Here is an 18,795-nt window from a genome sequence, read left to right as displayed (position 1 = left end):
ATAAAGTGCGCACGTTTGCTCAAACGTGCGCGCTTTTTTTGTTGTCAGGAGGGAAAGGTATTGATTCAATTACGAAACGTCGCCAAATGGTTCGATACGAAGAATGGTCGTGTCCAGGCGGTCGATGATGTGTCACTCACGATTGATCGCGGTGAAATTTTTGGAATAATCGGATATTCGGGAGCGGGAAAATCAACGCTCATCCGATTACTCAACCGTCTCGAGTCACCGTCAAGCGGTGAAATCGAGGTCGCGGGGAGCGAGCTGACGAAACTCAGCCCGAAAGAATTACGAGGAGTCCGCAAGAACGTCTCGATGGTCTTCCAGCACTTTAACCTTCTGTGGTCGCGCACGGTCGCAGAGAACATCAGTTTTCCACTCGAACTGATCGGGGTGCCGGCAAGTGAACGGAAACGACGTGTCCAGGAACTCATCGAGCTCGTAGGCTTGGCCGGTCGCGAGGATAGCTATCCATCGCAACTATCAGGCGGTCAAAAACAGCGAGTCGGGATCGCCCGCGCGCTCGCTACAAATCCAGAGGTGCTCCTCTGTGACGAAGCGACGAGCGCGCTCGACCCGAAGACAACGGATTCGATTCTCGAACTGCTCGTCAGCATCAACAAGAAGCTCGGATTGACGATCGTCCTCATCACGCATGAGATGCACGTCATCCAAAAGATTTGTCACCGGGTCGCCGTGATGGAATCTGGGAAAGTCGTTGAGACGGGTCAAGTCTCGGACGTGTTCCAACATCCGGAACAACCGATCACAAAAGAGTTCGTCAAACAGATCGGGGCGGTCGACGATCTGTCGCTCACGTTCGAACATTTGAAAGAACGGTACCCGAGCGGTCAAATCGTCAAATTGAAGTTTTTGAACGAAACGGCGGAACAACCGATTTTGTCTGACGTCCTCAAGACGCATCAGATCGGATTCAACATCATCGGCGGGAATGTGACCCAGTCGCAAGTCGGTGCGCTCGGCACGCTGTTCATCCAATTGATTGGGGAAGCGAATGAAATCGATCGTGCCATCACGTCGATTCGTTCGCAATCCGTAGAAGTGGAGGTGGAGAGCGATGTTTCCTAACGTGGACTGGCAAATCATGATGGAACAGACATGGGAGACGCTCTACATGACGCTCGTCGCAGGTGTGGCGACGTTTGTGATCGGACTCGCCCTAGGGTTGATTCTATACATTACGAACGAGTCACTCCTATTGAAGAATCGTCCGATTTACGTCTTTGTCAGCGCAATCGTCAACGTGTTTCGTTCGATTCCGTTCATCATTTTGATTATCTTACTCATCCCGTTCACCTTGTTCCTACTCGGCACGATGCTCGGCTCGACGGCGGCGCTCCCGGCGCTCATCATCGGAGCGGCACCGTTTTATGCCCGAATGGTAGAACTTGCGCTTCGTGAAGTCGACCGCGGGGTCATCGAGGCGGCAGAGTCGATGGGTGCGACGAAATGGCAGATCATCTATAAAGTGTTAATTCCTGAAGCACTACCGGCGCTCGTCTCCGGGATTACAGTGACGATTGTCGCAATCGTCGGTTATACGGCGATGGCCGGAGTCGTCGGAGGCGGCGGTCTCGGGAACTTGGCTTATTTGGAAGGATTCCAGCGTTCACAAAACGACGTCACGTTCGTGGCGACGGTGCTCATCTTGTTGATCGTGTTCGTCATCCAGTTCATCGGTGACCGACTCGTCACGACCATTGATAAACGTTCAGCATAATCACACATACATTTGGAGGGATTCATTATGAAAACTTGGAAAACAGTACTTGGATTGACGGCACTATCAGCATTCACGGTTCTCGCGGCTTGTGGCGGGGAAGAAGCGGAAACAGGTTCTGGCGATGAAAAAACATTGATCGTCGGTGCTTCGAACGTACCGCACGCTGAGATTTTAGAGCACGTACAAGAAGAATATGAGGCAAAAGGTTACAAACTCGAAATCAAAAAGTTCCAAGACTATGTGCTTCCGAACAAGACGCTCGCGAGCGAAGAACTCGATGCGAACTACTTCCAGCACGAGCCGTACCTCGAATCGCAAATGGCTGAAAACAAAGACTACAAATTCGCGTCAGCGGGTGGCGTCCACATCGAGCCGATCGGAGTCTACTCGAAAGAGTTCAAATCGCTCGACGAACTTCCTGAAGGGGCAGAAATCATCATGAGCTCATCGGTCGCTGATCACGGACGAATCCTCACGATGCTCCAGTCAGAAGGACTCCTCACACTTGCGGATGGTAAAACGGTGGACGCGACGGTCGCTGACATCGTCGACAACCCGAAAGGCTTGACGTTCAAAACGGACGTAGAAGCGACATTACTCACGACGGCATTTGAGAACGGAGAAGGCGATGCGGTCCTCATCAACACGAACTATGCGATCGACGCAGGCCTCAACCCACTTGAAGATGCAATCGCACTTGAAGGCGAAGACTCACCATACGTCAACTTGATCGTCACGCGTGAAGGAGACGAAGAAGATGAGCGCATCAAAGCACTCCTCGAAGTATTGACGTCTGAAGAGACACAACAGTGGATCTTGGACGAATATAAAGGTGCGGTCGTACCGGTACAACAGTAAACGATTTTGGTCCAGGAGACTTTCTCCTGGGCCTTTTTTTGTCTAGTGTTCTTTCATAAAGAGAAGTACACTACATATATGAAAGAAAAGGGGGGATTTGGATGAAGCTCAGACAGATTCATCCACTGACGTGGGGAGTCCTGTTCGGGACGTTTTTTGCACGACTGGCAACGTTTTTCGTCATGCCATTTTTTGCGATTTATTTGGCCACGCTTGGCTTTTCGGCGAGTGTGATTGGAACGATTTTTGCCGTGATGGCACTTTCGGGTCTGTTCATGAGTTTTTTTGGAGGGACACTTTCTGATCGATATGGCCGAAAACAGCTCATGCTCATCGGCATCGCGCTCAATGCCATCACGTTCACAGGTCTTGCCGTCGTGACGGAGCTCGTCTGGTTTTATGCATTATCCATTTTGATGGGGGTGTCACGTTCTTTTTTAGAGCCGGCATCGCGCGCGCTCATCAGTGATACGACACAGGCGGACCAGCGGGTCATCGTCTATAACGTCCGTTACTTCATGATCAACATTGCCGCGGCGATCGGACCATTGTTAGCGGTCGTCTTGTCGCTCACCGGTGTGAAGACCGCGTTCTTCGTCGTGACGGCGGTCTACATATTGTATGGGGTCATCATCTCGACGCTATTTTACAAATACTCATTCGAGGAGGGGGACGGAATCAAGGCACGCCCGCGCTTGACGGAGACGTTTCGTGTCTTACGGGACGACCGGACGTTTCGGTCGGTCATCATCGGGATGATTTTTGCGATTATCGGCTATAGTCAGTTCAATTCAACCCTTCCCCAATTCATCGCGCTGAGTGACGGATTAGAAGACGGTTCAAGATTGTTCGCTTACCTATTGACGACGAACGCAATCACGGTCCTCATCGTCCAATATCCAATCATGCGTTTCGGGATTCGTGTCTCACCGATCAAATCGCTCTTCTTCGGCATTTCAACGTTGTCACTCGGACTCTTGTTAATTGGGTTGGCGACGGTCGAGTGGGTTCTTTTTGTGGCAATGATCATTTTCACAATCGGTGAGGTATTGATGTTCACGATGACAGACGTCTTGACGGATGAACTCGCACCGAAACATTTACGAGGGACGTATTTCGGGGCGATGGGATTGACATCGCTCGGACAGACAATCGGACCGATTATCGGTGGCGTGTTACTCGATACATTCGGTCAATCCTCGCTCCCGGTGTTCGGAAGTTTGGCGATCTTGACGGGGTGTGGCACCTTCTTCTTTGCCGCCGCCTTACGGGAACGGAAAGCCGCACTCGCACTCGTTGAAGAGACGGTTGGATAATGTCTTGATTTCCTACTATTAGCATTCTCAACTTTTATCATTTTATTGAGAATGAATCGTAAGGTGAGTCGCTTGAAATAAAAAATCGACTAGTCTAAGATTAGAATATATCTAATCTACGTCAATCATTTTGGCGAGAAAATACGGAAGGGGTATCCGAATGTCAAACGTACCACAAATGAAAATTGATGACCTCCGCGTCTCAATCGAAGGAAAAGAGATTGTCAAAGGTCTTAACCTAGAAATTAAAGGTGGCGAAATTCATGCCATCATGGGTCCAAACGGAACTGGTAAATCTACACTTGCATCAGCACTAATGGGTCATCCACTCTATGAGGTCACTGGGGGAAGCGTCGATTTAAACGGCGAAGATGTCCTCGAAATGGAAGTTGACGAGCGCGCGCAAGCTGGAATGTTCCTCGCGATGCAGTACCCGGCTGAAATCAGCGGTGTCACAAACGCAGACTTCTTACGTTCAGCAATCAACTCACGTCGTGAAGAAGGTCAAGAGATCTCGCTCATGAAGTTCATCCGTGAACTCGACGCGAAGATGGAACTTCTCGAAATCCCTTCAGAAATGGCACACCGTTACTTAAACGAAGGATTCTCAGGCGGTGAGAAGAAACGTAACGAAATTCTCCAAATGATGATGATTCAACCGAACATCGCCATCTTGGATGAAATCGACTCAGGTCTCGATATCGATGCCCTCAAAGTCGTCGCAAAAGGTGTCAACGAAATGCGTTCAGAAGAATTCGGTTGCTTGATCATCACGCACTACCAACGTCTTCTCAACTATATCGAGCCAGACTTCGTACACATCATGATGGACGGGAAAATCGTCTTGTCTGGTGGAAAAGAGCTCGCGCAACGACTCGAGGCAGAAGGTTACGACTGGGTGAAACAAGAACTCGGCATGACAGTAGACACAGAAGCGTAAGGAGGCCGTACGATGACCGTACAATTTGAATTGGATGCACAAGCGTTGTCGGCACGTGCAGAAGCGCTCGGCGGACCAGCATGGATGGTCAACCGTCGTAAAGAAGCAGCAGAACTTGCGCCGACACTTGCTTTACCAAAAGTTGAAAAGATTAAAATAGATAAATGGGACTTCACAGCCGGTGATGTCGAACTAGAAACGAAAGACGGTTTGACGGCTGACATCGAGGCACTTCTCGGAGACCATCGGACAAACGTGCTCGTTGAACGCAACGGTCATGTCGTCTACAACGAATTGTCGATGCCAGAAGGCGTCTTGTTCATGGGGATCAAAGAAGCGATGGAACAACATCCTGAGCTCGTTGAGAAATATTTCATGACAGAAGGCGTACGTGTCGACGAAGAACGTCTTTCTGCATTGAACGCCGCCCTCACAAACGGTGGTGCGTTTATTTACGTGCCGAAAAACACGAAATTGAACGACCCGCTTCAAGCGATTTTCACGATGGAACAGGCGAACGGTGCCCTTTACCACCACACAATCCTCGTCGCGGATGAAGGCAGTGAAGTGACGTATATCGAAAACTTCCTATCAGGAACGAACGAACCGCACACGGTCAACGTCGTGACGGAAGTATTCGCCGGAGAGAACGCGAAAGTCGTCTTCGGTGGTGTCGATCAACTCGCTGAGTCAGCACTCACGTTCATGAATCGTCGTGGTGTCGTCTATGCGAACGGTCGCCTCGATTGGGCGCTCGGTCACATGAACGACGGGAACTCGGTCGTCGAAACGAAGACACACCTCGTCGGCGACAACACGTATTCGGATACGAAAGCCGTGACGATCGGTCGCGGTGCACAAAAACAAAACTTCAACATCCGTACCGACCACTTCGGGAAAGCATCTGAAGGGTTCATCTTGATTCACGGTGTCCAAAAAGACGCAGCCACTGCGATCTTCAGCGGAACATCGATGATTCACCATGGTGCATCAAAATCGAACGGTGTCCAAACCGAGCGCGTCTTGATGCTCTCTGAAAAAGCACGTGGCGATGCCAACCCGATTCTTCTCATCGATGAGGACGACGTCATGGCAGGGCATGCGGCGTCGGTCGGTCGTGTCGATGATGTTCAATTGTACTACTTGATGAGCCGTGGATTGTCTCGCCAAGAGGCAGAGCGTTTAATCATCCACGGATTCTTGACGCCTGTCGTCGAAGAACTCGCAATCGATTCGGTCAAAGACCGTCTCCGCGAAGTCATCGAAGGGAAAGTGCGTTAAGATGTTGAACGCCTCGATTCGTGAACAGTTTCCGATTTTAAATCAGGAAATCAATGGACACCCGCTCGTTTATCTTGATAGCGCGGCGAGCTCTCAAAAGCCGCTCGCTGTCATCGAGGCGATCGAGGACTATTATCGTCGTAATCATTCGAACGTGCATCGTGGCGTCCATACGCTCGGGACGCAGGCGACGGATGCGTATGAAGGAGCACGCGAACGTGTCCGCTCGTTCATTCATGCGACGGTTCCTGAAGAAATCATTTTCACACGTGGGACGACGACGGCCATCAATTTGGTCGCATCGAGTTACGGGGATGCGAATGTCAACGAAGGTGATGAAATCGTCCTCACTCCGATGGAGCACCATGCGAATTTGATTCCGTGGCAACAGCTAGCCAAACGGAGAGGTGCGACACTTCGATTCGTCGAACTTACGCCGGACGGACGCGTCACGCTCGATGCGGTCGAATCAGTCTTATCGGACCGTACGAAAATCGTCGCGATGAGCCACGTCTCAAACGTGCTCGGTACGATCAATCCGATCGCTGACGTCGCTCGACTCGCGCATGAAGTGGGGGCCGTCATGGTCGTCGATGCCGCACAAAGTGCACCGCATCGTAAACTTGACGTGCAAGCACTCGACTGTGACTTCCTCGCCTTTTCGGGACATAAGATGCTCGGACCGACTGGGATCGGTGTCTTATATGGGAAGAAACAACTTCTCAAAAACATGGAACCGGTCGAGTTCGGTGGCGAGATGATCGACTACGTCGATTTATATGAATCGACATGGAAAGACCTTCCATATCGATTTGAAGCGGGTACGCCGATCATCGCTGGTGCGGTCGGTCTTGCGGCCGCAATCGATTTCTTAGAAGAGATCGGTCTTGAGAACGTCGAAGCGCATGAACGTGAACTCGCATCTTATGCGATCGAGCAGATGAAAACGATTGAGGGGATTGAGATTTATGGTCCCGAAGATCGCGTCGGTCTCGTCACGTTCAACTTGAAGGACGTGCACGCACACGACCTCGCAACCGTTCTCGATATGCAAGGGATTGCGGTTCGTGCCGGTCACCACTGTGCGCAACCACTCATGCGTCTTTTGAAGCAATCATCGACGGCGCGGGCGAGCTTCTACGTGTATAACACGAAAGAAGAAGTCGACCGGTTCATCGAGGGGTTACGTCAAACGAAGGAGTATTTCAATTATGAGTTTTAACAATCTCGACATGTTGTATCGACAGGTCATCATGGATCACTATAAAAATCCAAGAAACCGCGGCGCCATCGAGGATGGCGTGACGGTCAACTTGAACAACCCGACGTGTGGGGATACGCTTCGACTTCAATTACAGATTGAAGATGACATCGTCAAAGACGCGAAGTTTGAAGGTGAGGGTTGCTCGATCAGCATCGCCTCAGCCTCGATGATGACCCAAATCATCAAGGGGAAAACAGTGGAAGAGGCGCTTCAACTCGCCAACATCTTCTCTGAAATGGTTCAAGGTAAAGAGTACGATGCAGATACGTTTGACCTCGATGACATCGAGGCACTCTCAGGCGTATCAAAATTCCCGGCTCGCATCAAGTGTGCCACGCTTGCGTGGAAGGCGCTTGAAAAAGGGGTAGATGAGGACGCGTAAGGAGAAGGAGGAGACCGATATGGCAAAGAATATGCCGGAAATTGGCGATTATAAATATGGCTTCCATGATCGGGACGTTTCGATTTTCCGTTCAGGCCGCGGCTTGACAACAGAAATCGTAGAGACGATCTCGCGCATGAAAGAAGAGCCGCAATGGATGCTCGACTTCCGTTTGAAGTCGTTGGATCACTTTAACAAGATGGCGATGCCGACATGGGGCGGAGACCTCTCGGCACTTGATTTCGACGAAATCACTTATTACGTCAAGCCGTCTGAGAAGACAGAACGCTCGTGGGACGAGGTACCAGAAGAAATCAAACGTACGTTTGACAAGCTCGGTATCCCGGAAGCAGAGCAAAAGTATTTGGCAGGTGTCTCGGCTCAGTATGAGTCTGAGGTTGTCTACCACAGCATGCAAGAAGACTTCGAGTCGAAAGGGGTCATCTTCAAAGACACAGATACGGCCCTCAAAGAAGACGAAGAAATCTTCAAAGAGTACTTCGGGAAGTTGATCCCGCCGACGGATAACAAGTTCGCAGCGCTCAACTCAGCCGTTTGGTCGGGTGGCTCGTTCATCTACGTACCAAAAGGTGTGAAACTCGAGCAACCGCTCCAAGCTTACTTCCGCATCAACTCGGAAAACATGGGTCAGTTCGAGCGTACGCTCATCATCGTCGACGAAGGCGCATCGGTTCATTACGTCGAAGGATGTACGGCACCGGTCTACACAACGAACTCGCTTCACTCAGCGGTCGTTGAGATCTTCGTCAACAAAGACGCATACTGCCGTTACACGACAATCCAAAACTGGGCGAACAACGTCTACAACTTGGTAACGAAACGTGCCGTCTGTGAAGCGGGTGGGTCGATGGAGTGGATCGATGGAAACATCGGATCGAAACTTACGATGAAATACCCGGCTGTCATCTTGAAAGGGGAAGGCGCACGTGGGATGACACTCTCAATCGCCCTCGCTGGTAAAGGACAGCACCAAGACGCTGGTGCGAAAATGATTCACCTCGCACCGAACACGTCGTCGTCAATCGTCTCAAAATCGATTTCGAAACAAGGCGGAAAAGTATCGTACCGTGGAATCGTCCACTTCGGCCGTAAGGCGAAGGGCGCGCGCTCGAACATCGAGTGTGACACGCTCATCATGGACAACGAGTCGACGTCGGATACGATCCCATACAACGAAATCTTGAACGACCAAGTGTCGCTGGAGCACGAAGCGAAAGTCTCGAAAGTGTCAGAAGAGCAACTCTTCTACCTCATGAGCCGTGGAATCTCGGAAGAAGAAGCGACAGAGATGATCGTCATGGGCTTCATCGAGCCGTTCACAAAAGAATTGCCAATGGAATATGCGGTCGAAATGAACCGTCTCATCAAGTTCGAGATGGAAGGTTCGATTGGATAAAACTCAAAATGAGTATAGATTGCCTATAATAATTAATAAACTGCACCCCTGATGGTTAAGATTTTTAGCCATTAGGGGTGCAGTTTTTAAAAATTTATATGTATTATCATAAGACGTCACATTAGAAATAAATCATGTCTTTAGATTGATTTCAACTGGACACACTCTAATAACTTAAAGTAGCATCTGTTCAGTGAACGACTGAAAGTAGCTTGAAACATTTATCATTACCGTTTGAAAATAACAAAGATAATTTAGGGTAACAAAAATAAATTAAGTATAGTAGTATAGTTGCAACTAAGTATAAGACAGAAATATTATATTGATTATCATGAGATTATTTGATTATATTTTGGTAGAATGGTTAAAAATAGAATGTAGGCACCTGGTAAAAATAATATTTAATTCCATTAAAAAGAATGTTTCGTTTACTCTACAAAAATATAAATGGAGGTTAGAACAGATTTGAATAGTAGAAATGCAACTGGAAGCTGGAGTGGGTATCTTCATCAGGGGAAAGTGGGAATTTTTTTAGCTTTAGCTTATTTGGATGATTTAACAAGTAGTGATGATAGTATTGCGGGATGGGAAGTTCAGTATGAATCCGCAGAAGATATTGATATAAAAAACGGAGCAATAGTAGTATCAAGACATCAGGTGAAGGCATACAAAGATGCTATGTATCCTTCTTCTTATTCAGATGTGCTAGGAATTTTGGAATATGAGTTTAAAGATAAAAAATTAAAAATCAAATCCAAAGGTTTTCAAATACATAAAGTTGATAATCATGGAAATTTAGGAGATGTTGAAGTCCAAAGAGATTCTAGATTTCTTCATACTATCACAGAAACAATTGGGTTTGATCTTACAGAAGAAGAATTCTTGAAAGCGTATCCAAATAATAAATATATAGAAAATCCAAATAATATTCAACTCTATACTTATCCTGATAACTTAAAGTATTGTAGTTTGTCAGGAACGAATAATCAGGATAAATTAAAGATGTTTTGCTTAGAAAAAATTGAAAGTATTTTGAAAAAAATAAATCATGAGTTTCAAGATAATAAAGAGCAACACCTAAGGATATATCAATTGTTGTTAAGTGAACTTGACACAGAAATAAGAAGTAAACATTTGTTAGGAAAATCTACATATCCTAGTCTTAGTTTTCAAAGAATAAAGTCAACAATTATTGATACTGTTACTCAGTCAGAAGTCAATACCTCTATATTGAGGCAAAAATTTGTCCAATCTTGGATTGATTTTATTCAAGAATTAGAAGAGTCGAGGGTTGAGTATCAAAAGAGTCATGAAGACAAAGTGCAAGATATTGTATCCAGATTATATCAACTAAAAGATGAAGAATTTATTCAATTTTTGATAAATTTAAATCCTGATAAAAATAGCGATAAGAGTATTGCCTCAGTTGAAACTGTTATAGATTTATTTAAAGTAGATAGCTTAAAAGATATTTTCTTTGACTGTTTACTTAATGTTAAAGAGAATGATTATGAAATTGATTATTTCGGATATAAAGCAAATGGAGGGTATCATTTAACTTTAATTAACAGAAAACCACAGGCAATAAAATCTGTTATTGGAGAAATGATTTCAAACAAATTAGTAACAGCATCAATTTTTGAGCGGAAATATCTGGTCAATGAAAAAATAGATAACATTAAAATTTTTGAAGGTTTGCAATCTTTTAAAAATGAAGATATAAAAGAGAATTGGAATCGAAAAATAATAGAAGATGATCATTTTTTATATGCTGATCTGAAGTTTATTAACTTAGAAAACGCTATAAAACAGTTAAATGAGAAGGAGTAATAGTATATGAAAAATATTATCAAAAAAATCTATTTAGAAAGTCAATTTGAAAGTGTTGAATCTCAATCAGGGATAATAAATTCTAATAGAGAAAATAAAGAATTCTTGATCACAGTAGATTATTCAATAGATGAGTTTATTAATTTTTTTGAATGTGAAAAGACTGATGAGGTAATAAACTTGTTTAATCAAATGAAAGAAAATGATACAGAAGCAGGAAAGAACACATCCTTAATTTTGCTGCTTGAAGTTGAGAGTATAAACGAATTTTATAAGAAGTATAAGAACCAAGTTTTAAGGATTGAAGAAGATGAATATTTTTTCAGAAAATATCTCATAGTATATACCTCTGAAAGTATTAAAAAAATTAAGGATTACCAAAACATGCTCAAAGAATTACATATAATACTTCTTGAAGAAAGTAGACTAGAAAAATTTCAAGAAAATTTATATTTAGAAGAAGAATATTTTGTAGTTATACAATTATTTGTGAAAATTCCATTTGTACAATTGGATTTAGAGGTTGAAGAATACCGGACTTTGGAAAGTAAAATAAATGAAGTTATTCTGAGGAATAATCTTTTGAGATATGAGAAAAAAGTTTTTGAATATATCAGAAATAGTAGCATCGATAGATATCCTCTATTAAGAGATTCTGCTCTAGATTTTGATGAATCAGATTTATTAAGTAGTTTTTTTGAGCATTTTGAGGTGAATAAAAAATGAAAATTAAAAAAGTATATATAAAAAATTTTAAAGGAATCAAAGAAAAAAGAATAATTGACTTTAAAAATAGTACTACACTTTTGATAGGACCAAATGGATTTGGAAAAACTACTATTTATGATGTGATTGAATTATGCCTTACAGGAAAACTTCATAGAACATTTGTCAAACAACGTGTAACAAATGATGCTAAGGATTATAAAAAGCCTTTTTATCAAAATACTAGCGGGGAAGATGTGGTCGTTAAACTATGGTTAGAAAAAGAAAATAATGAAAATTTAATAATTGTAAAATTTTTGGATAAAGACAATTCTGGAACTGTCGATGGAAGAGGGAGGAAGAATAAACCGAATGACTTTGGTTTGTTAAAAACATTTACAGAAAATACTGAGGACTTTGAAAAAGACCTATTTTATCCAGAAAAAAACTTAAGCCAAAGTCAAATTAATTCTTTTTTTGAATTTAGAGATACAGAATTTAAAATAGAAGACATATATTATTTATTCAATTATTTGCAACAAGAAGAGAATACATACTTTTTAAAAAAGTCTGAGAATGAAAGAAAGGATGAGTTAAAGTTTCTCTTTCAAACATCAGAAGCTGAAGAAAAATTACACCAAATTGATACATTAATTTTTGATATAAATCAAATAATCAAAGATCTTGATAAAAAAATAGAGTCCATTGAAGGTAATGAGAAAGTTAAAAGCGTACCTTACGAACCTCTGTTTGAAAAAAATGACTTTCTATTTGATAGAAAAACACTATTTGATAAGAAGGTCAGTGATTTGTGGCCGATACAAAAAGAAGAATATTTAGAAGAACTAAGCACACTAATTAAATTCAAACAAGAGTTTTCACCAGAAGAATTTCAAAAGAAAAATAAACTGTTAGAGATAGATAAATTAATAGAGAACCAAGATTTTTTATATTATTTTGTATTGAAAGATTTTATGCTCCAAAATGAATTTGAAAAGATACGTTCAAATGTAAATCTAATCAAGAACCGCGATTTGCTTGAACGATTTATTTTGCAAAAAATAATTTCTAAATCAAATGAATATATTCAAAATGATGAACGATACACTCAACTTAACAAATATCTAGAAATATTAGAAAAAAATGATGCTTATAGTAGTTTAAATGAAATCGAGAAAATCATTAAAGATTTGAAACCAGATTTATCTGAAAAGTATAACGATTTTATTAAAAAGTATAATTTATTGTCAAAAACCACAAATGAAATAGAAGAAACCATGCGAGAGATTTTAAGATTGCGTCAATTGCTAAGAGATGAGACTAGTAAACAGTGTAACCATCCTAATTTAGAAAGTGAATGTCCTTATTGCGGACATAACTGGAATAGTTTTGAATCATTAATGCTAGCTTTTGATAAGAGAACAGAAAATCTATCGATTGTATTAAGTGAACAATCTAAAGAGTTATTAAATCTTAAAACTGATTTTGAACGTGAAATTTTTATACCATTGAAAGATAACTTGTCAAAAAAAATTGAATCTCATCTAAAAATAGATGGCGAGGTATTGAGAAAGATTAGTGACTTTAAGCATCTTGAAATGGGCTTAATATCAGAATTGAATAATATACCAACTATTCAAAAGTTTATTTGGGTCGAAATTGAATCAATCAGTAATTTGAATGAAGCAGTTATTAAACTAAAAGCTTACTTAGAAAACTATTTGTATGTTGATTATTCAGTGTATGAAAAAATAAATATGCTATATTACCGTACTTTTAATAATGAGATTTCTTTTGTAAAGAGTATAATGTCAGAAGAAGAGTTAAATAAAGTTGTTATTAAAATAAATACAAATTCAAGATTAAATTTTGATATCATAGAGGTTAATAGAATAAAGTTAATATCTGAATTAAATAGTAAGAAAAAACATCTTAAATTTGATAGTGGAAGAGCGCGAAACGACAATAATTACTTTGAGACATATTTTAATGGAAGTGCTGAAGAATTTGAGAAGTTGAGTTTGAATGATATTGAGAAGAAACGAAAGTATGTTGAATATACCTATGATTATGTGCAATTTTCAGTTGTTAGATATTTAAAAGATAGAAAAGAAAAATTTAATCTTGTTCATTCAAATTTATTGAAAGTAAAAGATGTATATAAATCTGAGATTACTAATCATAAAATAGAAATGGCTAAAAATATTAAGTTACCATTCTACATTTATACTGCTAAAATGTTGCAAAATTATCAACAAGGAATGGGCATCTTTTTACACACGAAAGAGGGAAGTGAGTCGATTCGCTTTATTTCGGATCCAAGTACAGACCATGACGTTATGCATCATTTAAGTTCAGGACAGCTAGCGGTAATTTCATTAGCTTTTACACTAGCAATCAATAAAACCTATAATATTTCAAAAGGCTTAAAAATTTTGACTATAGATGATCCAGTTCAAGATCTAGATACTATGAATATCCATTCCTTTATTGAATTAACTCGTCATGAGTTCTTAAAAGAATACCAACTGATTTTGTCAACCCATAGTGATATCAATGCTATGTTTATGAAATATAAATTTGAGAAAATAGATAATCAAGAAGTTAATTTAATTCATGTGCAATCGGAACTATATTTATAATGAATCTTTTTGCACAAAAACACGATTATCGTAAATAAATATTAGCCGAAATATGCGATGCTGGTGGAGAAGTAGAGCACTTAGAAAAATTTAAAAAGGAGGATACACATGACACGTAAACCGCAGAATGATTATATTGATCCAAAAGATATCACCCGAATCGCCGTCATCGGTGCCGGTTGGGTAGGAATCAGTTTCGCCTATCAACTATCGACCGCAGCTCTCTGTGAAGAGCTCGTTTTGATCGATTCGAACCATGCCAAGGCAGAAGGTGAGGCGATGGACCTCAATCATGGGATCTCTTTCGCATCGACACCGGTCCGGATTTGGGCAGGTGACTATTCGGACTGCCGTGATGCAGACATCGTCGTCATCACAGCCGGTGCCGCACAAAAACTTGGTCAAACCCAGATGGACCTTGCCGAACAGAATGCGACAGTCGTTCGTCATGTCACGAACGAGGTCATGGCGAGCGGGTTCGATGGTATCATCGTCGTCGCGACGAACCCAGTGAACGTAATGGCGCACGTTGCGTGGACAGCGTCTAACTTGCCGAAGCGTCGCGTCCTCGGTTCGGGTACGGTGCTTGATACAGCGCGCCTCCGTTATAAGATTGGTGAGTATTTTGACTTGTCGGCGCGAAATTGTCATGTCTTTTATATGGGGGAGCACGGTGCCGGTGGTTTCGTTGCCTGGGACAACGCCCGCATTTACGGGAAGTCCATCAAACAGTTGCTTGAGGAGAACGATATGTATCATCAGGAAGACTTGGATGCGATTTATGAAAGGGTTCGCAATGCGGCGAATCAGATTATCGAATATAAGAGCGCGGCATATTACGCGATTGGACTTGGCCTACTCCGGATCGTTCAGGCCATCGTTCGAAACGAGAACTCGGTTGTCACAATCGGAGCTCATTTAGATGGCGAATATGGTGCCTCTGGTCTTCACATTGGCGTACCTGCCCTGCTTGACCGGACCGGTGTTCGTCAAATCGTCGAGATCGAGCTGACAGATGAAGAACAAAAACAGTTCGACGCCTCGGTCGGAAGAATTCGTAAAGCGATCGAAAAAGTTGAGGCGAATCAATAAAAATGAACCCGGCTCACCACGTGGCCGGGTTTGTCATTATGATGCCTTTTCTTCGGCGATGTCTTTCTTGTAATACTTCTCAGATGTGAAGAACTCGGTCGTCAATCGCTTCACTTCACTGCTTAAGAGCAAGACGGCAATCACGTTCGGGATGAGAATCATCGCGAGCATCAAGTCGAGGAAGTTCCAAATCATTTGAGCGCCTCCGATCGATCCGATAACGATCGAAACGATATAGACTGCCTTCATGACCTTCCCTGCCGTCAACCCGAATAAGTACTCGGCCTGGCGCGAGCCGTAAAAGATGATGACGATGATGGTCGAGAGCACGAAGAAGATGAGCGAGATGGTGACGAGTAAACTTCCCGTATAACCGAAGTATTCACGGAAGGCAATCGTCGTCAATGCCGCTGGGTCTTCCATCGCCCCGTCAGCCGCCCAGACACCGGAAGACAAGACGACGAAGGCGGTCGTACTGCAAATGATGAGTGTATCGATGACGATCCCAATCACCGCCCAAAATCCTTGTCGCACAGGATGGTCTGTCTGTGCCGCGGCGTGGGCGATCGGAGCCGTCCCTAGACCCGCTTCATTCGAGTAAAGTCCACGGGCGAAGCCCCAGCGGATCGTCTCGGCAACGGCGGCCCCGGCGAATCCTCCGAACGCGGCCATCGGCTCAAATGCATAGGAGAAGATGAGACCGAGGACGTTTGGGATCTCGGACAAGTTCATCAAGACGATGATGAATCCGGCTCCGACATAGATGAGAGCCATCCCTGGGACGACGACCTCTGTCACTTTCGCGATGCGCTTCAGTCCACCGAAGACGATGATGCCGACTAGACCAGCGACGAGAATGCCGGTGATGAGCGTGTTCCCGTTGAACGTCTCACGGACGGCCGAGCTGACGGCGTTCCCTTGTACCATGATGCTCGGGATAAGTTCGATCATGAGGGCGAAGGCGAACCAGGTCGCGAGCCACTTCCAACGAAGTCCTTTTGATATGTAGTAGACCGGACCGCCGACAAACTCCCCGGCGTCGTTCTTTTCACGATAGTGAACAGCCAATACACTCTCTGAAAATTTGATTGCCATGCCGATGACGGCGATGACCCACATCCAGAAGATGGCACCCGGTCCCCCGAACATGATCGCTGCGGGCACACCGATGATGTTCGCGGCCCCGACTGTTGAAGAGAGCGCTGACGTTAAGGCTTGTCTCGGGCTGATGTCGCCTTCACCTTTTGGCTTTTTAAAGATGCTGCCGAACGTTTGCTTGAATATGTAGATCGGGTAACGAAACTGAAAGAAACCGAGCTTGATGGTGAGGAAGACACCGGATAAGACGAGTAACGAGATGATGGGGACACCCCAAAGCCAGTCGGAAACTTTCGTGACAAGCGTAATAACATCATTCATACAACCACTCCAATTCCATTATTTTACTTAAATACTGTTTCCTAAAGGAAGGACCTTTAAACATCTTTGTCAAAATAAAGGGGGAAAATAGAATGAAAGTCGCTAAACATTTGATTGTATCGGGACGTGTCCAAGGTGTCGGGTTTCGATATTTTTCACAAGAGACCGCTCAACAAATCGGCATCAAAGGGTGGGTTCGAAATCAGAGTGACGGGACGGTCGAACTTCACGTGGAAGGCTCAGAGAAAGACATCGATACGTTCAAGCAAGCGTTAAAAGATGGGAACCGCTTTGTCGGTGTCGACCGTATCGAAGAAGGCGAAGCGGAAGATCAAGCATTTCGTTCATTCGATATCCGCTACTGAAAGCTTACAAATCCCCTTGGATTAAGGGGATTTTTTTATATCGTCCACTTATAAAAAAGTACAATTGAATTTTGGAGATGGGGTGGTCAAACGATAGGAAGTGTGTATAATGGAGTAGACCAAGCGATATATTGTCAGAAAATTTAGTTATTATTTTTTTGTTAAGCTTATTGAACACCAAGTATGTGGAGGTAGTTGTATGAAAAAATCGACATTATTCCCGTTAGCGTTTACGATTTTTGCTTTATTCTTTGGGGCCGGGAACTTACTGTTCCCACCTGAGCTCGGCGCCTTGGCGGGTGAGAACCTCGTACCGGCGATGATCGGGTTCGTCATTACGGGTGTCGGTTTACCGCTTCTTGCTCTGTTCGCAGTCGCTCGGGTAGGCGGCGGAACGGATCAAATCGCTCGTTATATTCCAAAGCGTCTCGCGCTTATCTTGACGGGATTAATGTACGTGGCCATCGGGCCATTCTTCGGGATTCCGCGTACGGCAGCGGTCACTTATGAGATGGGACTTGTCCCTTTTCTCGACGCACCCTCTACTTTGACATTAGCGATCAGTTCGACCGTCTTTTTCGGGTTGACGTTCTTCTTGACGCTTCGTGCCCAAAAGTTGATTGAAATCATCGGGCGTATCATCACACCGATCCTCCTGTTTTTGCTTGCGGCAATCGGAATCACGAACCTTGTCGCACCGCTTGGAGAACCAGGATCTCCAGCGGAAGGGTTTGAAACATGGGTTGGCGCACTCGGTCAAGGTTTCCAACAAGGTTATTTGACGATGGACGTATTCGGGGCTCTCGTCTTTGGGGCAATCGTCCTCGTCACGTTGAAAGCTAACGGATTGAGTGACCAAAAAGAGGCATCATCGCTCCTTCGCTCGGCGGGGATGCTCGCGGTCACCTGCTTGATGCTCGTCTATATCTCGCTCGGGTCAATCGGGGCGAACATGGCGGTCGCTGAAGGGACGACGAGTGGTGCGAGTCTTCTCCAAGCGTTTGCGGGTACGTCATACGGACAAGTCGGAATGCTCGCGCTCGGGTTAGCGGTCTTCCTCGCTTGTTTGACGACAGCGGTCGGGCTCATCTCTGAGTTCTCACGCTTCATCAGCAACCAATTCACGTCACTCACATACCACCATGTCGTCATTGCGACGACGTTGTTCGGTTATTTGATTTCCCTTGTCGGATTGAACACATTGATTCAAATCGCAGTGCCACTTCTCACGCTCCTCTATCCGGTCATGATTGCCCTCGTGCTCGTGTCGGTGACAGAGCGTATCCAACGCAACCCTAGTGTGGCGATGAAAGCGACGATTTATACAGCCCTCGTGCTCTCGCTCTTTGAGACGTGGAACGGGATTCAACCTTCAGCTGTCACGTCTTGGATTTCGAGCTTACCGATGGCGGACATTAATTTAGCTTGGGCAGTCCCGACGATGATCGTCTACGTGATCACGCTTCTTCTTCCAAAGAGTGGGACACGAGAGTCACTCGCTCAGTCACGCATCTCTTAAGTCAAACCCATCCTTTGGTCA

The 18,795-nt window shown here is 44.1% G+C and carries 16 protein-coding genes; 15 read left to right on the top strand and 1 reads right to left on the bottom strand.

Annotation, left to right across the window (positions count from 1 at the left end; translation table 11 throughout):
• Positions 1–60 precede the first annotated feature (60 nt).
• The 13 genes from KNP00_RS07495 (at position 61) to KNP00_RS07435 (ending at position 15,471) form a co-directional block, all read left to right on the top strand.
• Positions 61–1,089 carry a methionine ABC transporter ATP-binding protein gene (locus KNP00_RS07495; protein WP_215143725.1) on the top strand — a complete coding sequence of 343 codons (1,029 nt, stop codon included), beginning with the start codon at positions 61–63 and terminating at the stop codon, positions 1,087–1,089.
• Positions 1,079–1,741 carry a methionine ABC transporter permease gene (locus KNP00_RS07490; protein WP_215143723.1) on the top strand — a complete coding sequence of 221 codons (663 nt, stop codon included), beginning with the start codon at positions 1,079–1,081 and terminating at the stop codon, positions 1,739–1,741. Before KNP00_RS07495 ends, KNP00_RS07490 begins: the two co-directional genes overlap by 11 nt.
• Before the next feature lie 27 nt (positions 1,742–1,768).
• Positions 1,769–2,602 (top strand): MetQ/NlpA family ABC transporter substrate-binding protein, encoded by an 834-nt coding sequence (locus KNP00_RS07485; RefSeq protein WP_215143721.1) that lies wholly within the window; start codon positions 1,769–1,771, stop codon positions 2,600–2,602.
• Positions 2,603–2,703: 101 nt separating this feature from the next.
• Positions 2,704–3,918 carry an MDR family MFS transporter gene (locus tag KNP00_RS07480; protein ID WP_215143719.1) on the top strand — a complete coding sequence of 405 codons (1,215 nt, stop codon included), beginning with the start codon at positions 2,704–2,706 and terminating at the stop codon, positions 3,916–3,918.
• Between the two features lie 178 nt (positions 3,919–4,096).
• Positions 4,097–4,858 carry a Fe-S cluster assembly ATPase SufC gene (sufC, locus tag KNP00_RS07475; RefSeq protein ID WP_215144063.1) on the top strand — a complete coding sequence of 254 codons (762 nt, stop codon included), beginning with the start codon at positions 4,097–4,099 and terminating at the stop codon, positions 4,856–4,858.
• Positions 4,859–4,870: 12 nt separating this feature from the next.
• Complete coding sequence (sufD, locus tag KNP00_RS07470; protein WP_215143717.1) at positions 4,871–6,139, top strand: Fe-S cluster assembly protein SufD; 1,269 nt, start codon at positions 4,871–4,873, stop codon at positions 6,137–6,139.
• 1 nt (position 6,140) lies between these two features.
• Positions 6,141–7,361, top strand: coding sequence for a cysteine desulfurase (locus tag KNP00_RS07465; protein ID WP_215143715.1), 1,221 nt, complete (start codon positions 6,141–6,143; stop codon positions 7,359–7,361).
• Entirely contained in the window at positions 7,351–7,785 is a 435-nt protein-coding gene (gene sufU, locus KNP00_RS07460; RefSeq protein WP_215143714.1) for a Fe-S cluster assembly sulfur transfer protein SufU, read from the top strand. The genes KNP00_RS07465 and sufU overlap by 11 nt, the downstream gene beginning before the upstream one ends.
• Positions 7,786–7,804: 19 nt before the next feature.
• Positions 7,805–9,202, top strand: coding sequence for a Fe-S cluster assembly protein SufB (sufB, locus tag KNP00_RS07455; protein ID WP_215143711.1), 1,398 nt, complete (start codon positions 7,805–7,807; stop codon positions 9,200–9,202).
• 465 nt (positions 9,203–9,667) lie between these two features.
• Positions 9,668–11,032, top strand: coding sequence for an ABC-three component system protein (locus tag KNP00_RS07450; protein ID WP_215143709.1), 1,365 nt, complete (start codon positions 9,668–9,670; stop codon positions 11,030–11,032).
• Positions 11,033–11,038: 6 nt separating this feature from the next.
• Positions 11,039–11,758, top strand: coding sequence for an ABC-three component system middle component 1 (locus KNP00_RS07445; protein WP_215143707.1), 720 nt, complete (start codon positions 11,039–11,041; stop codon positions 11,756–11,758).
• Positions 11,755–14,379 carry an AAA family ATPase gene (locus KNP00_RS07440; protein ID WP_215143705.1) on the top strand — a complete coding sequence of 875 codons (2,625 nt, stop codon included), beginning with the start codon at positions 11,755–11,757 and terminating at the stop codon, positions 14,377–14,379. The genes KNP00_RS07445 and KNP00_RS07440 overlap by 4 nt, the downstream gene beginning before the upstream one ends.
• Before the next feature lie 108 nt (positions 14,380–14,487).
• Complete coding sequence (locus KNP00_RS07435; RefSeq protein WP_215143703.1) at positions 14,488–15,471, top strand: L-lactate dehydrogenase; 984 nt, start codon at positions 14,488–14,490, stop codon at positions 15,469–15,471.
• Between the two features lie 36 nt (positions 15,472–15,507).
• Here KNP00_RS07435 and KNP00_RS07430 read toward each other — a convergent pair whose 3' ends face one another.
• Positions 15,508–16,890 carry an alanine/glycine:cation symporter family protein gene (locus KNP00_RS07430; protein ID WP_215143701.1) on the bottom strand — a complete coding sequence of 461 codons (1,383 nt, stop codon included), beginning with the start codon at positions 16,888–16,890 and terminating at the stop codon, positions 15,508–15,510.
• 92 nt (positions 16,891–16,982) lie between these two features.
• Between KNP00_RS07430 and KNP00_RS07425 the strand changes: the two genes are divergently transcribed.
• A complete protein-coding gene (locus KNP00_RS07425) occupies positions 16,983–17,255 on the top strand; it encodes an acylphosphatase (RefSeq protein WP_215143699.1) in 273 nt (90 codons plus the stop codon).
• A gap of 199 nt (positions 17,256–17,454) precedes the next feature.
• Positions 17,455–18,774 carry a branched-chain amino acid transport system II carrier protein gene (gene brnQ, locus KNP00_RS07420; protein ID WP_215143697.1) on the top strand — a complete coding sequence of 440 codons (1,320 nt, stop codon included), beginning with the start codon at positions 17,455–17,457 and terminating at the stop codon, positions 18,772–18,774.
• Positions 18,775–18,795 lie beyond the last annotated feature (21 nt).

The sequence above is a fragment of the Exiguobacterium qingdaonense genome, assembly GCF_018617855.1.
Lineage (GTDB): Bacteria > Bacillota > Bacilli > Exiguobacteriales > Exiguobacteriaceae > Exiguobacterium > Exiguobacterium qingdaonense.
The sequence above is the reverse complement of the archived record's forward strand: the minus strand, read 5'-3'. Positions and strand labels throughout refer to the sequence as shown.

Excerpts from the sequence above, each read along its gene's own strand:
- KNP00_RS07490 (WP_215143723.1), top strand. The coding sequence starts at position 1,079 with ATGTTTCCTAACGTGGACTGGCAAATCATGATGGAACAGACATGGGAG.
- KNP00_RS07485 (WP_215143721.1), top strand. The coding sequence starts at position 1,769 with ATGAAAACTTGGAAAACAGTACTTGGATTGACGGCACTATCAGCATTC.
- KNP00_RS07480 (WP_215143719.1), top strand. The coding sequence starts at position 2,704 with ATGAAGCTCAGACAGATTCATCCACTGACGTGGGGAGTCCTGTTCGGG.
- sufC (WP_215144063.1), top strand. The coding sequence starts at position 4,097 with ATGAAAATTGATGACCTCCGCGTCTCAATCGAAGGAAAAGAGATTGTC.
- sufD (WP_215143717.1), top strand. The coding sequence starts at position 4,871 with ATGACCGTACAATTTGAATTGGATGCACAAGCGTTGTCGGCACGTGCA.
- KNP00_RS07465 (WP_215143715.1), top strand. The coding sequence starts at position 6,141 with ATGTTGAACGCCTCGATTCGTGAACAGTTTCCGATTTTAAATCAGGAA.
- sufU (WP_215143714.1), top strand. The coding sequence starts at position 7,351 with ATGAGTTTTAACAATCTCGACATGTTGTATCGACAGGTCATCATGGAT.
- sufB (WP_215143711.1), top strand. The coding sequence starts at position 7,805 with ATGGCAAAGAATATGCCGGAAATTGGCGATTATAAATATGGCTTCCAT.
- KNP00_RS07445 (WP_215143707.1), top strand. The coding sequence starts at position 11,039 with ATGAAAAATATTATCAAAAAAATCTATTTAGAAAGTCAATTTGAAAGT.
- KNP00_RS07440 (WP_215143705.1), top strand. The coding sequence starts at position 11,755 with ATGAAAATTAAAAAAGTATATATAAAAAATTTTAAAGGAATCAAAGAA.
- KNP00_RS07435 (WP_215143703.1), top strand. The coding sequence starts at position 14,488 with ATGACACGTAAACCGCAGAATGATTATATTGATCCAAAAGATATCACC.
- KNP00_RS07430 (WP_215143701.1), bottom strand. The coding sequence starts at position 16,890 with ATGAATGATGTTATTACGCTTGTCACGAAAGTTTCCGACTGGCTTTGG.
- KNP00_RS07425 (WP_215143699.1), top strand. The coding sequence starts at position 16,983 with ATGAAAGTCGCTAAACATTTGATTGTATCGGGACGTGTCCAAGGTGTC.
- brnQ (WP_215143697.1), top strand. The coding sequence starts at position 17,455 with ATGAAAAAATCGACATTATTCCCGTTAGCGTTTACGATTTTTGCTTTA.